Source organism: Cupriavidus sp. 291-E7, assembly GCF_057798835.1.
Genome location: NZ_JBYOJV010000004.1, coordinates 133,486 through 146,277, shown reverse-complemented (window position 1 = coordinate 146,277; position 12,792 = coordinate 133,486). Strand labels below are relative to the sequence as shown.

The 12,792-nt window shown below is 65.6% G+C and carries 13 protein-coding genes; 5 read left to right on the top strand and 8 right to left on the bottom strand.

Going from position 1 to position 12,792, the window contains the following annotated elements:
• Window position 1: 1 nt before the first annotated feature.
• The gene (locus tag AC3FLX_RS09260) at window positions 2-1,489 is read right to left on the bottom strand and encodes an MdtA/MuxA family multidrug efflux RND transporter periplasmic adaptor subunit (protein WP_488695848.1); all 1,488 of its coding nucleotides are present in this window, start codon (window positions 1,487-1,489) and stop codon (window positions 2-4) included.
• Between the two features lie 308 nt (window positions 1,490-1,797).
• Here AC3FLX_RS09260 and AC3FLX_RS09255 point away from each other — a divergent pair, with 308 nt between their 5' ends.
• Window positions 1,798-2,532 (top strand): response regulator, encoded by a 735-nt coding sequence (locus AC3FLX_RS09255; RefSeq protein ID WP_488695847.1) that lies wholly within the window; start codon window positions 1,798-1,800, stop codon window positions 2,530-2,532.
• Window positions 2,529-3,812, top strand: a complete 1,284-nt coding sequence (locus tag AC3FLX_RS09250) for an ATP-binding protein (protein WP_488695845.1) — start codon at window positions 2,529-2,531, stop codon at window positions 3,810-3,812. Before AC3FLX_RS09255 ends, AC3FLX_RS09250 begins: the two co-directional genes overlap by 4 nt.
• 106 nt (window positions 3,813-3,918) lie before the next feature.
• Here the strand turns inward: AC3FLX_RS09250 and plsY are convergent, their stop codons facing one another.
• The 6 genes from plsY to AC3FLX_RS09220 form a co-directional block, all read right to left on the bottom strand.
• Window positions 3,919-4,527, bottom strand: coding sequence for a glycerol-3-phosphate 1-O-acyltransferase PlsY (gene plsY / locus AC3FLX_RS09245; protein WP_488696213.1), 609 nt, complete (start codon window positions 4,525-4,527; stop codon window positions 3,919-3,921).
• 104 nt (window positions 4,528-4,631) lie between these two features.
• Window positions 4,632-5,123, bottom strand: coding sequence for an aminoacyl-tRNA deacylase (locus AC3FLX_RS09240; RefSeq protein WP_488695843.1), 492 nt, complete (start codon window positions 5,121-5,123; stop codon window positions 4,632-4,634).
• A 20-nt stretch (window positions 5,124-5,143) separates the two neighbouring features.
• Complete coding sequence (gene xerD / locus AC3FLX_RS09235; RefSeq protein ID WP_488695842.1) at window positions 5,144-6,052, bottom strand: site-specific tyrosine recombinase XerD; 909 nt, start codon at window positions 6,050-6,052, stop codon at window positions 5,144-5,146.
• Complete coding sequence (locus tag AC3FLX_RS09230) at window positions 6,049-6,528, bottom strand: methylated-DNA--[protein]-cysteine S-methyltransferase (protein WP_488695840.1); 480 nt, start codon at window positions 6,526-6,528, stop codon at window positions 6,049-6,051. The genes xerD and AC3FLX_RS09230 overlap by 4 nt, the downstream gene beginning before the upstream one ends.
• A 256-nt stretch (window positions 6,529-6,784) precedes the next feature.
• Window positions 6,785-7,765 carry a tripartite tricarboxylate transporter substrate binding protein BugE gene (locus tag AC3FLX_RS09225; RefSeq protein ID WP_488695839.1) on the bottom strand — a complete coding sequence of 327 codons (981 nt, stop codon included), beginning with the start codon at window positions 7,763-7,765 and terminating at the stop codon, window positions 6,785-6,787.
• A 95-nt stretch (window positions 7,766-7,860) separates the two neighbouring features.
• Window positions 7,861-8,478, bottom strand: coding sequence for a chalcone isomerase family protein (locus AC3FLX_RS09220; protein ID WP_488695838.1), 618 nt, complete (start codon window positions 8,476-8,478; stop codon window positions 7,861-7,863).
• 154 nt (window positions 8,479-8,632) lie between these two features.
• Between AC3FLX_RS09220 and AC3FLX_RS09215 the strand changes: the two genes are divergently transcribed.
• A complete protein-coding gene (locus tag AC3FLX_RS09215; protein WP_488695836.1) occupies window positions 8,633-9,526 on the top strand; it encodes an AEC family transporter in 894 nt (297 codons plus the stop codon).
• Here the strand turns inward: AC3FLX_RS09215 and queG are convergent.
• Complete coding sequence (gene queG, locus AC3FLX_RS09210) at window positions 9,523-10,725, bottom strand: tRNA epoxyqueuosine(34) reductase QueG (protein WP_488695834.1); 1,203 nt, start codon at window positions 10,723-10,725, stop codon at window positions 9,523-9,525. The two genes, AC3FLX_RS09215 and queG, sit on opposite strands and share 4 nt — an antisense overlap.
• A 16-nt stretch (window positions 10,726-10,741) precedes the next feature.
• Here queG and tsaE point away from each other — a divergent pair, with 16 nt between their 5' ends.
• Window positions 10,742-11,275, top strand: a complete 534-nt coding sequence (gene tsaE / locus AC3FLX_RS09205; protein WP_488695832.1) for a tRNA (adenosine(37)-N6)-threonylcarbamoyltransferase complex ATPase subunit type 1 TsaE — start codon at window positions 10,742-10,744, stop codon at window positions 11,273-11,275.
• On the top strand, window positions 11,269-12,771 hold the full coding sequence (locus tag AC3FLX_RS09200; protein ID WP_488695830.1) for an N-acetylmuramoyl-L-alanine amidase: 1,503 nt from the start codon (window positions 11,269-11,271) through the stop codon (window positions 12,769-12,771). Before tsaE ends, AC3FLX_RS09200 begins: the two co-directional genes overlap by 7 nt.
• Window positions 12,772-12,792 lie beyond the last annotated feature (21 nt).

The following is a 12,792-nucleotide window of genomic DNA, read 5'->3' as shown; positions in this document are numbered from 1 at the left end:
CTTACTGCTGCGGCCGCTGGCCCACGCCGGCGCCCGGATTGGCCGGCGTGTTCGTGGTCGCGTTCGGATTGGCGTCGGCGTCGCGGTGGCGGCGGTGCTCGCCTGGCGCGCCCGCGGCGTCGCTGGCCGCGCCAGGCGCACCGTGGGCGCCACTCGCGCCACCGTGCGCGCCGCTGGCACCACGGCGGCCGCGCGCGCGCGGGGCGCTCGACGGCTGTAGCTGCGCGGCGCGGGCGGCCGGGTCCACCGCTTCGACGATCATGCCTTCCTTGAGCCGGTCCGCGCCATCCACCACCACGCGCTGGCCGGGCTCCAGGCCCTTGAGCACGGCGGTGCGGCTGCCGTCCGTCGGGCCGAGCGTCACGACCTGGACCTTCACGGCATTGTCGTCGCCCACCACGTAGACGAAGGTGCCTTGCTGGCCACGCTGGATCGCCGCCACGGGGATCACGGTGGCGTCTTCCATCGTGTCCACGCGGGTGCGCACGTTGACGAACTGGTTCGGGAACAGCATCCCGTCCGTATTCTGGAAGATGGCCTTGAGCTTGACCGTGCCAGTGGTGGTGTCGATCTGGTTGTCGGTGGTCAGCAGCGTGCCTTCGGCCAGCTGGTTGCGCATCTGGCGGTCCCACGCCTGCACCGACAGTTTCTCGCCCGCGTTGAGCTTCTTCAGCACGGCGGGCAGGTTGTCCTCGGGGATCGTGTAAAGCACGGTAATCGGCTGGATCTGGGTGATCAGGGCGATGCCGTTGGTGTCGCTGGTATTGACGATATTGCCGGGGTCCACCTGGCGCAGGCCGATGCGGCCCGACGTGGGCGCCACGATCCGCGTGTAGCCCAGATTCAGCCGGGCGTTGTCGACATTGCCTTGGTCGGTCTTGACGACGCCTTCATACTGGCGCACCAGCGCGTCCTGCGTATCGACCTGCTGCTTCGAGATCGAATCCTGCGCCAGCAGCGTCTTGTAGCGTTGCTGGTCGAGCCTGGCGTTCTGCAGCAGTGCCTGGTCGCGCGCGAGCTGGCCCACGGCCTGGTCGAGCGCGGCCTGGAACGGGCGCGGGTCGATCTCGGCCAGCACGTCACCGGCCTTGACCATCTGGCCTTCCTTGAACAGCACCTTGAGCAGCGGCCCCGAAACCTGCGCGCGCACGGTGACGTTGGCCACCGGGGTGACGTTGCCCAGGCCGTTCAGCACCACGTCCATGTTGCGCTTGCTCACCGTGTTGACCACCACGGGCGAGCGCGGCATCGCATTCGGACCACCCGGCCCGCCCGGTCCCCGGCGCTCCGCGCCCGCGCCGGCCGCACCGCTGGCGCCCCCGGTGGCGGCGCCGGCTTCCCGGGCGGCATTGCGGTGGCTGTGCCAGTACCAGCCGGCGGCCGCCAGCACGACGATGACGGCGGCGGCAATCCAGGTGCGCCGGCGCGAGCCGGACGGTCCGCGCGGCGGATGGGGGGGAAGAGGCTGACCTTGTTCTGGGTTGGACATGAACGGAATCCTGGGAACCGGCACGACGAAAAAGGAGCGCGTGCCAAACGTATTCGCACAGCGACTGTGACGGCGAAGTGGCAGAAGTATGCCGCATCGCGAGGGCAGGGCGACCCGCCGTCTGGTGGGATGGCGCCCGGCGTGGGCGCGTCATGGGTGCAAGCATAATGTGCAGCCGTCATCCCACGTATTTCGCGCTTTCCTGCTTTTATTACAGCGGGTTACGAGCGGCGCGGGTGTAACCTCCAGAAACAAAACGTTCAGGGATGTTTGCAAAGTTGCACGCCTGTCCTGACTATCATGTGCCTATGCGTACAAATCAGCCCACCCAGATTCTTGTCGTCGACGACGATCCCGAACTGCGCGACCTGCTGCGCGAATACCTGACATCGCAAGGCTTTGCGGTGTCGGTGCTGCACGATGGCGACGGCCTGCAGGCCCGGCTGGAGCGCGAACGCCCCGCGCTGATCGTGCTGGACCTGATGATGCCCAAGGTCGACGGCCTGACCGCACTGCGCAACCTTCGCGCCAAGAACGACGATATCCCCGTGATCCTGCTCACCGCGCGCAGCGACGAGATCGACCGCATCGTGGGACTTGAGATCGGTGCCGACGATTACCTTGGCAAGCCGTTCTCGCCACGTGAACTGCTGGCGCGTATCAACGCCGTGCTGCGCCGCAAGCTGGCCCGTCCGGCCGCCGCGCCGGAGGACCGCGAGTCGATCGCGTTCGGCCCGTTCCGCGTGAATTTCCGCCAGCGCTCGCTGGAGCGCAGCGGGCAGGCCGTCAATATCAGCGATACCGAATTCGCGCTGCTGAAGCTGCTGCTGATGCATCCGCTGGAAGTGCTGTCGCGTGAACGGATCGTCGAACTCATGTATGGCACGGCCAACGGTATCAGTGATCGCGGCATCGACGTGCAGATCTGGCGGCTGCGCCGCCTGCTCGACGAAGATGCCCAGCGCCCGCGCTACATCCAGACCGTACGTGGCCGCGGCTACACCTTTGTGCCCGACGAGGCCGAGGACCACGTCCCGCAATGAAGCTGCGAATCGATACCCTGTTTGGCCGCATGGCGCTGCTGATTGCCGCCGTGCTCGTGATCAGCCATTTCTCGTGGCTGGCCGTGCTGCGCATGGACCGGCGCCAGCAGCAGATCGACTATTCGGTCGAGCAGATGCTGTTCCAGCTGGACAGCATCGAGCGCGCGCTGGACGCCAAGCCGCCCGTGCAGTTGCCGAGCCTGGTGGAAGTGGCCGACAACGCCGCCGCCGACGAGCATTCCGAACCGCCGCGGGCTGGCCGCCCGCGCCGGCTGGTGGAGCAGTTCACGGGTCGCCTGCCGGCAGGCTCGGAGGTGCGGCTCGAAGACGAGCTGTCCACGCCACGGCTATGGATCAAGCTGCCGAACCGCAACCGCTGGATCGCCATGCCGATCCTGTTCGTCCACAATCCGCCGCCCGACAACCGGCTGATTCCGGGCGTGGTGCTGGTGGTGGGCGTTGCCATCGTGTTCGCGCTGTTCGTGGCGTGGCAGATTCAGCGCCCGGTGCGCGACATGGCCGAGGCGGCCGAGAAGGTGTCGCGCCAGCAGGCCGTGCCGCCGCTGCGCGAGCGCGGGCCGCATGAGCTGCGGCAGCTCATCGTCCGTTTCAATCGCATGATTGCGGACCTGTTCCGCATCGATCAGGAGCGCAACACGATGCTGGCCGGCATCGCGCATGACCTCAAGACGCCGCTGGCGCGGCTGCGCCTGCGCGCCGAGATGCTGTCCGATCCCAAGGCGGCGGCTGGCGTCACGCGCGACGTGGACTCGATGTCGGCCATCGTCGAACAGTTTCTGACTTTCGCGCAGAGCAGCGAACCTACCGCACGGCCGGTGCCGGTGGACAGGCGCATTGGCGAGCTGGCGGCGTCTCTGCAGGAGCAGGATCGGCAGGTGGTGCTGGAATTGACGGCGGGTGACGGCTTCCGGATGATCGCCACGCAACTGGACCGCATCATCGGCAATCTGGTCGATAACGCCTATGCCTATGGCGCGCCGCCCGTCTACGTGGCCACGGCGCGCACCAGCGAGGGCTGGTGCCTGACCGTGGAAGACCAGGGCCCCGGCATTCCCGATGACGCGATCGAGCGCGTGACGATGCCGTTCGTGCGGCTGGACCCGGCACGCGGCGGCAACGCACATTCGGGGCTGGGCCTGGCCATCGTCGACCGTCTGGTCAGGCAGGGCGGCGGGCGGCTGACGATCAGCAACCGCACGGAAGGCGGGTTGCGCGTGGAAATGGTGTTTCCGTTCGCGGCGCTGGCGCAGGCGGCTTGATATCGTCCCGCCCGAGGGTTTCGCTCCCCTCTCCCAAATGACGGAAGAGGGGAGCCACAACAGTTAGACGGTTGAGACAGTCGAAACTGTCGAAACAGTCAGTTTCTCAAGCCTTCTTCTTTTCGCCGATCCGGCTTTCCTTGCCGGCCAGCAGCTTGGCGATATTGCCGCGGTGACGCGCGATCAGCAGCACGCCGATGACGAAGACGGCGCCGGCAATGACATCCACGCCCTCCATCAGTACGTAGAAGAACGGGGCAAAGATCGCGGCCACCAGCGCGGCCAGCGACGAATAGCGGAAGAAGAACGCGATGATGAGCCACGTGGCCAGCGTGCCCGCGCCCAGGATCGGGTCGATCGCGAACAGGATGCCCGCCGCCGTAGCCACGCCCTTGCCGCCAGCAAAGCGGTGGAAGACCGGGAACAGGTGGCCAAGGAACACGGCCAGTGCCGCGAGCGCGATGCCGGTGTCGTCGATGCCGTAGCGTGCGCCAACATACTTGGCCAGCATCACGGCCACATAGCCCTTCAGGCCGTCGCCGATCAGCGTCAGGATCGCAGCCTTCTTGTTGCCGGTGCGCAGGACGTTTGTGGCGCCGGGGTTTCCGGAGCCGTAGCTGTGCGGATCGGGCAGGCCCATGACCTTGCTGACCACGACGGCGAAAGACACCGATCCGATCAGATAGGCAATGACGGCAGAAATCAGGTTGACCATTGTGTGGGATGAAGACAAGGATTTTCAGGCTGGCGCGATTGTAGCGCGGCACGGCGTCAGTGGACTCCGTGATTTCCCCGGTTTCGCAGCCAGTCTGATGACCATCAGTCGGGCAGCGCGCAGTCCACGGGTTTCGCGCCGAGCAGGTTGGTCAGCACGCCCGGTGCGATGCTGACCAGGTAACCACGGCGTCCCCCGTTGATATAGATCGTATCCAGCGCCAGCACAGTGGATTCGACGTACACCGGCAGGCGCTTCTTGGTGCCGAACGGCGATGTGCCGCCAACCATATAGCCGCTGTGCCGCTGGGCCACCTCGGGCTTGCACGGCTGCACGCTCTTTGCGCCAATCTGCCGTGCCAGGTTCTTGGTCGATACCGAACAGTCGCCATGCATCAGTACGATCAGCGGTTTGGCGGCCTCGTCCTCCATCACCAGCGTTTTCACGACCGCATGCTCGGGCACGTCGAGCTGGCGCGCCGATTCACCGGTGCCGCCGTGGTCGACGTAGTCATAGGGGTGCTCGCCGAACGCCACGCCGTGCTTGCGCAGCAGTTGCGTGGCCGGTGTTTCGGAGATGTGTTTCTGTTTGCTCATGGGATGCGGCCCGCGCGGGGTCAACCGCGTGGGTGGTGATGCAGATGCAGCTCGCGCAGGCGCTCGCGCGCCACGTGCGTGTAGATCTGCGTCGTGGAAATATCGGCGTGGCCCAGCAGTAGCTGCACCACGCGCAGGTCGGCGCCGTGATTGAGCAAGTGCGTGGCAAATGCATGCCGCAGCGTGTGCGGCGAGAGCGGGGCGTGGATGCCGGCGTCGCGCGCATGCTTCTTGATCAGGTGCCAGAACGTCTGGCGCGTCATGCCTTCGCCGCGCTGCGTGACGAACAGTTCGTCGCATGCGCGGCCGGCCAGCAGCGCGGGGCGGCCATCGGCCAGATACTGGCGCAGCCAGTCTCCGGCCTGCGCACCGAACGGCACCAGCCGCTCCTTGTTGCCCTTGCCGCCGACCACACGCGCCACGCCTTCGTTGAGACCGATCTCGATCGTCTTCATGTTCGTCAGCTCGGACACGCGCAGGCCGCTTGCGTACATGAGTTCGAGCATCGTGCGGTCGCGCAGGCCCAGCGGCGTTTCGGTGTCGGGCGCGTCGAGCAGCGCCTCGATCTGTGCTTCGGACAAGGTCTTCGGAAAGCGCGGTGGTTGCTTGGCCGGGCGCAGCAGCAGGCAGGGATCGGCCTCGATCATGTGCTCGCGCAATGCCCATTGGTAGAAGCGGCGAAATACCGTCAGGCGCCGATTGGCGGACGACGCGCGCGTTTCCGGATGGCGCGCCGCGAAGTAGCCGGAGAGCGCCGTATCGTCGACGGCCAGCAGCGCGCAGGTTTCGCTTTCATGCAGCCAGCGCGCCAGCAGCGCCAGGTCGCGCCGATAGGCGTCGATGGTATTGCGCGAGAGGCCGTCTTCCAGCCACAACGCGTCGCAGAATCGATCGATGAGCGTCAGGTCCTGGTCCAGCGTCGCGGTCATATAAGCATCGCTCCCTCATGCCGCAGCAGCCAGCGTTTGACGCCCAGATGGAAACCCTCCTCGCCATGATGGGCGAAGCCGCCAAGACCGTTGGCGGCCACCACGCGGTGGCACGGAATCACAATCGGAAACCAGTTCTGCCCGCAGGCCTGGCCCACCGCGCGCGGCATGCTCTGCAGCGATCTGGCGATGGTGCCGTAGGTGGTCAGGCCGCCGCGCGGGACGGCGGAGATTGCATCCCAGACCTTGCGCTGGAAGTCGGTGCCGCGTGTGGCCAGCGGCAGGTCGAAGGCGATATCGGGATCGGCGTAATAGGCCGCAAGCTGCTCGGCCACGCGCTGCGTCAGCGCGTCCGCCGGGGCAATTTCCGCGAAGGAATCGGGCAGGTAGACGATCTCGTGGATTCGCGCGCCATCGACACGTACGCCGACCTTGCCGAATGGCGCGGGCAGGACGGCATCGAAGGGACGTTGCATGGTGATTGGCGATTCAGGTGGCAAGCCTGAATTTTATGCCGATTTGCCGGGCACACCGGTGGTTTTCTCCCCGCTCCCGCGTGGGGGGGAGGGTGCCGGCCGCGTTTGCCGCGAGGCACACACCAAAAAACAAAAAGGACCACCGGAATGGGTGGTCCTTGTGGAAAGGTGTCTGGAAGATCGGGCGCTTGCCCTTTGCCGCCCCCCTCGCCCGCATGGCGGGAGAGGGGAGAACACCCCTGGTATTGCAACCGGATTACTGTTCCAGCTTGATGTTCTGAACCTTGACCAGGTTCTTCATCTTGTCGAATTCCTTCTTGATTTCGGCGGCGTGCTGGGCCGGGGTGTTGCCCGACGGCTCGGCGCCGGCCGCTTGCAGGCGGTCCGCGAAACCCTTGTCCTGCAGCGCCTTGACCACCGCGCCGTTCAGCTTGGCGATGACGTCGTCAGGCGTGCCGGCCGGTGCCACCAGGCCGTACCAGGCCGGGTCGTTCGGCTCCTTCAGGCCCATTTCGCCGAAGGTCGGCACGTTGGGCAGACCTTCCACGCGCTTGTTCCAGGCCACCACGATCGGGCGCAGCTTGCCGGCCTTGATGTAAGGCATCGACGAAGGCAGGTTGTCGACCATGATCGGCACCTGGCCGGCCAGCACGTCGTTCAGTGCCGGACCCGCGCCACGATACGGGATGTGAACCATGAAGGTCTTGGTCGACACCTTGAACTGCTCGCCGAGCATATGGCCGAAGCCGCAGGTGCCCGACGATGCGTACGAATACTTGCCCGGATTGGCCTTCAGCACGGCCAGGAATTCCTTGTAGTCCTTGGCCGGGAAGTTCGGGTTCACGGCGATCACGTTGGCCACGTTCGCCACGTTGGCGATGGGCTTGAAGTCCTTGATCGGGTCGTACGACAGCTTCGGGTTGCAGGCCGGGTTGACGGCCATCGTCGACACGGTCGAGATGCCGATCGTGTAGCCGTCCGGTGCCGACTTGGCGATGGCGTCGGCGCCGATCGAGCCGCCGCCACCGGCGCGGTTTTCCACCACCACGGGCTGGCCCAGGATGCGGCTCATCTGATCCGCCACGCCACGGCCGACGATGTCGGTCGTGCCGCCCGGGGCAAATGGAATGATCAGGCGGATCGGCTTGGTCGGATAGGTGCTTTGCGCGTGCGCAATCGATGCCACGGACGCGGCGGCCGCGATGGCCAGGGTCAGTGCGGTCTTAACAGCTTGCATGGATGAGGGTCTCCCGTCGTAAAAGCCGGGCAGGTCGCCCGGGGAGGTCATGAATCACCGGCGCCGCGGATTGCGATGGCGCCAGCGTGCTTGAATCAGCCGCCCAGCAGGCCGCGCTTGAGGTTGCGGTCCACCGGGTGTTCGCCCAGGAAGATACGCAACACGGCCTGGTAGAAATCCTCGCCCGGAATGGCCTGGCCGCGTGGAATGCCGTTGAGCGTTACGGCAGTGCCGCCATCGGGCGTGAAATCGAAATTGATGATGTCGCCGCGCTGCGCCGTGCCCAGTTGGGTCATCGTGCGCTCCAGCAGCGACACGCGGTCCGACAGCAGTTGCATCTGCAGTTCGGAATGGTTTTCGCGCAGCCCTTCGTTGAGAGCCTTCACGAACTGGGCCGATTCCACCTCGCGCAGCGGCCGGATCTGCAGCCGCTTCGGCCCCGGCGACCCCAGCACCACGGTGGCATTGCGCGCCCGCTCGGGCAGGTACAGCGCCGCCGCATAGCCCTTGATCACGAATACCTGCCGCAGCCCGGTGCCGTTGAGCGGCAACTGCTTGCCGCCGAGCCGCGCGATGTCGTCGAAGCGCACACCGTCGATCTCCATTGCCGATACCGACGGCAACAGCAGGCCGAACGCCAGCGTCGCGCACAGCGAAACGGCAAGGCGGCGGGAAAGTGTGGCTCGGCGGGACGAATACTGCTCGGACTTCATGGTGCGACAGGCGGTTGCAAAACCGTAGGCAAGGCGAAATTCAGCGTGCCATCGTGCAGGAATTCTGAAAAAATACCCATCCGTATCTGCCCTAGGCTTCACTTTTGACGAAGCCTGCCGTCGAGCACGACGATAACTACAAAGCATCTGAGACATGTCTGCCGCCCTGCTGCTGGTGCCGGACTTCAGCCTGATTCTTATCGGTTGGCTGCTGGTTCGATTTACCTCCTTTGACCGCACTTTCTGGGCTGGCGTGGAACGGCTGGTCTATTTCGTCCTGTTCCCCGCGCTGCTGTTGCAATCCACCAACAGCGCCAGGTTCGATTTCTCGTCGACCTCGGCCATGCTGGGCCTGGCACTCGCCACGATGGCGTTTGGCATGGTCACCGGTTTCCTGGTCAGGTTCGTGCTGCGGCCGGACCCGGTCGACTTTGCGTCAGGCTTCCAGACCGCATTCCGCTTCAATTCCTATATCGGGCTGGCCCTGGCTTCGCGCATCGGCGGCGGCGAAGGGCTGGCGCTGATGGCGCTGATCGTGGGTATCACGGTGCCGGTCTGTAACGTGGTGGCCGTCTGGGCCCTGGCGCGGCATGGGGAAGCCAGGCTGCTGCGTGAACTGGCGCGCAATCCGCTGATCCTGGCGACGGCCATCGGGCTGGCCACGAATCTGATGGGCCTGCATCCGCCCGAGGTTGTCGGCATGACGCTGGGCCGGCTGGGATCGGCGTCTACCGCGCTGGGCCTGATGACCGTGGGCGCTGGCCTGCAGATGAGCGGCGCCACGGGGGCAGTGGGGCCGATGGCGTGGTGGAGCGTGGTGAAGCTGCTGGCCATGCCATGTTTTGCATGGGTGGCCGGGCGTCACTTGCCGTTGACCACGCTGCAATACGAGATCGTGGTCGTCTATGCGGCGCTGCCGACGGCATCGAGCGCGTACATCCTGGCCGTGCGCATGGGTGGCAACGGGCCGATGGTGGCGGCCACCATTTCGGCGATGACGGTGGCGGCAGTCGTCACCACGCCAATCTGGCTATCGCTGGTCAGTTAGTTTCCCGTTGCTGTGTCCTGGGCAAGCGCCCATTCGATATGCTCGCGCACCAACGGCGTGGCCGTGTCACGTTGCGCCAGCAGCGCGGCGCGGATGCGCGCGGCGAGCGCGGGGTCGTCGGCCGATGCCACGCGCAGGCTGTTGCCCAGCCCCACCGCCAGATTGCGCAGCCAGCGTTCATGGCCGATGCGCCGGATCGGGCTGCCTTCGAGCCGCTGGTTGAACTCGGCTTCGGTCCAGCAGAACAGTTCGACCATGTCGGGCGTGTCGAAGCCGTTGCGGACGTCGAAATCCGGCAGGGTGGCGCGGTGCGCGAACTTGTTCCACGGGCAGGCAAGCTGGCAGTCGTCGCAGCCATAGACGCGATTGCCCATCGGCGCGCGCAATGGTTCGGGAATCGCGCCCTTGTGCTCGATCGTCAGGTAGGAAATGCAGCGGCGCGCGTCCAGCCGATACGGTTCCAGGATGGCGCCGGTGGGGCAGATGTCGATGCAGCGGCGGCAATTGCCGCAGTGGGGCGCCTCCGCGGGGTCGGCCGGCAGCGGGATATCGACTAGGATTTCTCCCAGAAAGAACATCGACCCGCCGGCGCGGTCGAGCAGCAACGTATGCTTGCCGCGCCAGCCCAGTCCGCCCTGGCTGGCCAGCGCCACCTCCATGACCGGTGCCGAATCGGTGAACACGCGATAGCCGAATCTTCCGATTTCCGTTTCGATGCGCGCTGCCAGCTGCTGCAGGCGGTTGCGCAATACCTTGTGATAGTCGCGCCCACGGGCGTAGAGCGAGATCACAGCCGTGGCGGGATCGTCGAGCCGTGCCAGTTCATGGCGGCGCCAGTTGTCCGGGCCATCGGCGGGCAGGTAAGGCATGCGCGCGACGATGGCGCGTACCGTGCCAGGCACCAGTTCATGCGGCCGCGCGCGCTTTGTGCCGTGGTTGGCCATATAATCCATGTCGCCGTGGTAGCCCGCCTGCAACCACGCCAGCAAGCCCGCCTCGGCGTGCCGCAGATCGACATCGGCAATGCGGAGTTCATCGAATCCGAGCTCGCGCCCCCAGTCGCGCAATGCGGCCGCCAGCGACGCCAGCTCCGCCTCCGTCACTGCGGAAGCGGACGCGGCGGGCGCCGGAACCAGGTCTCTTGCGGGGCTGTTTCCGCTATTTGCGGGGGAAGGGGTGGGCACTGCACGGTCGATCATCCCTGAATTGTACGCAATGCCCCTGCTTGAAGAACGCATCCTGCCGCTGCCCGACGAAGCCGCCACCGAACGGTTTGGCGCCGCACTGGCCGGCGCGGTGCGCGAGATGCCGCCGCGCACGGTACATGTGCAGCTATCCGGAGACCTTGGCGCGGGCAAGACTACGCTGTCGCGCGCCGTGCTGCGCGCGCTGGGCCACGCGGGCAAGGTCCGCAGCCCCACCTACACGCTGTGCGAACCGTATGACGTGAAGCGTGCCGATGGTTCGGCGCTGACCGTGTATCACTTCGACCTATACCGGTTTGCCGATCCCGAGGAGTGGATCGATGCCGGTTTCCGGGATTGTTTTGCCGAGCCGGCGTTCAATCTGGTGGAGTGGCCCGAGAAGGCCGGGCGCCTGCTAGGGGAACCCGACCTGCACGTGTTGCTCCAATCGGACAATCGCGTGCCACAATCCGCCGATATAGAGGCGGGCGATGGCGTCGATCGCCGCATGGCAATATTGCGCGCCTATACTCCCACTGGACTTATCCTGCTGAACGCATGCTGATCAAGCGACTCGCCACTGACCGACCCGATGGACCCGACGGACTGCTGCAGGCCCGCCGCAAATGGATGGCGCAGGCCCTGAAAGTCAGCGCCGGGACGGTAGTCTTGTCGCTCGCTGGTCCGCAGATCGCGTTCGGCGCGGGCATCGTGGCCGTGCGTGTCTGGCCCGCCGAGGATTACACCCGCGTCACGATCGAATCCGACGAGAAACTGGTGGCCGTGCATCAGATGATCCGCAACCCGGATCGCCTGGTCGTGGACATCGATGGCCTTGACCTGTCGCCGACACTGCGCGAACTGGTGGCCAAGATCACCCCCAACGACCCGTATATCCAGTCGGTGCGCGTGGGCCAGAACCGGCCGCGCGTGGTGCGGATGGTGTTCGATCTCAAGGAAGACGTTTCCCCGCAGGTCTTCACGCTGCTGCCGATTGCCGAATACAAGAACCGGCTCGTGTTCGACCTGTATCCGGTCAATCCGCCCGATCCGCTCTGGAAGCTCGTACGCGAAACCGAAGACAAGCAGCGCCGCTTTGCCTCCAATCCGCCGCCTGCCGGTAGCGATTCGGCGGTAGCCGGTGCGCCCGCCGGTGCTGAAGAGGATGCAATCGGCGCCATCGTGCGCAAGTTCGAAGACCGCGACCAACTGCCGCCGGCTACCACCGCGCTGCCGCCTGCCGTGGCGGTTGTGAAGCCCAGGCCGTCAGTGCCGGACAAGCCGGCTGCTCCGCCCGTGCCGCCGCCGATTGCGCAGACCAATGTGCCGCCGCCAAGCCAGTTCAAGATGCGCCGGCTGTTGACCGTGGCGCTCGACCCCGGTCATGGCGGCGAAGACCCGGGCGCCATTGGCGCGGCCGGCTCACGCGAGAAGGACGTGGTGCTGCAGATCGCCACGCGCCTGCGCAAGAAGATCGATTCGGAACCGAATATGCGCGCGATGATGACGCGCGATTCGGACTTCTTCGTGCCGCTGAACGTGCGCGTGCAGAAGGCGCGCCGCGTGCAGGCGGACCTGTTTGTATCGATCCACGCTGATGCCTTCGTATCACCAGAGGCGCGCGGGGCATCGGTGTTCGCGCTGTCCGAGCGTGGCGCGTCGAGTTCGGCCGCGCGCTGGCTGGCCAACAAGGAAAACAATGCCGATCTGATCGGTGGCACCAATATGGGCAACAAGGACGCCCAGGTGTCGCGCGTGCTGCTGGACCTGTCCACCACCGCGCAGATCAACGACAGCATGCAGGTGGGCAAGTCGGTGCTGACGGAAATCGGCGGCATCAACAAACTCCACAAGGGCAGTGTCGAGCAGGCCGGGTTTGCCGTGCTGAAGGCGCCTGACATTCCGTCCATCCTGATCGAGACCGCGTTCATCTCCAATCCGGAGGAAGAACGCAAGCTCAATGACGACGCGCATCAGGAGCAGCTTGCCAACGCGATCCTGCGCGGCATCAAGGCGTACTTTGCCAAGAATCCGCCGCTGTCGAAGAATCCGTCGGTGTAGGTTTTACATTCGCAGCACAAT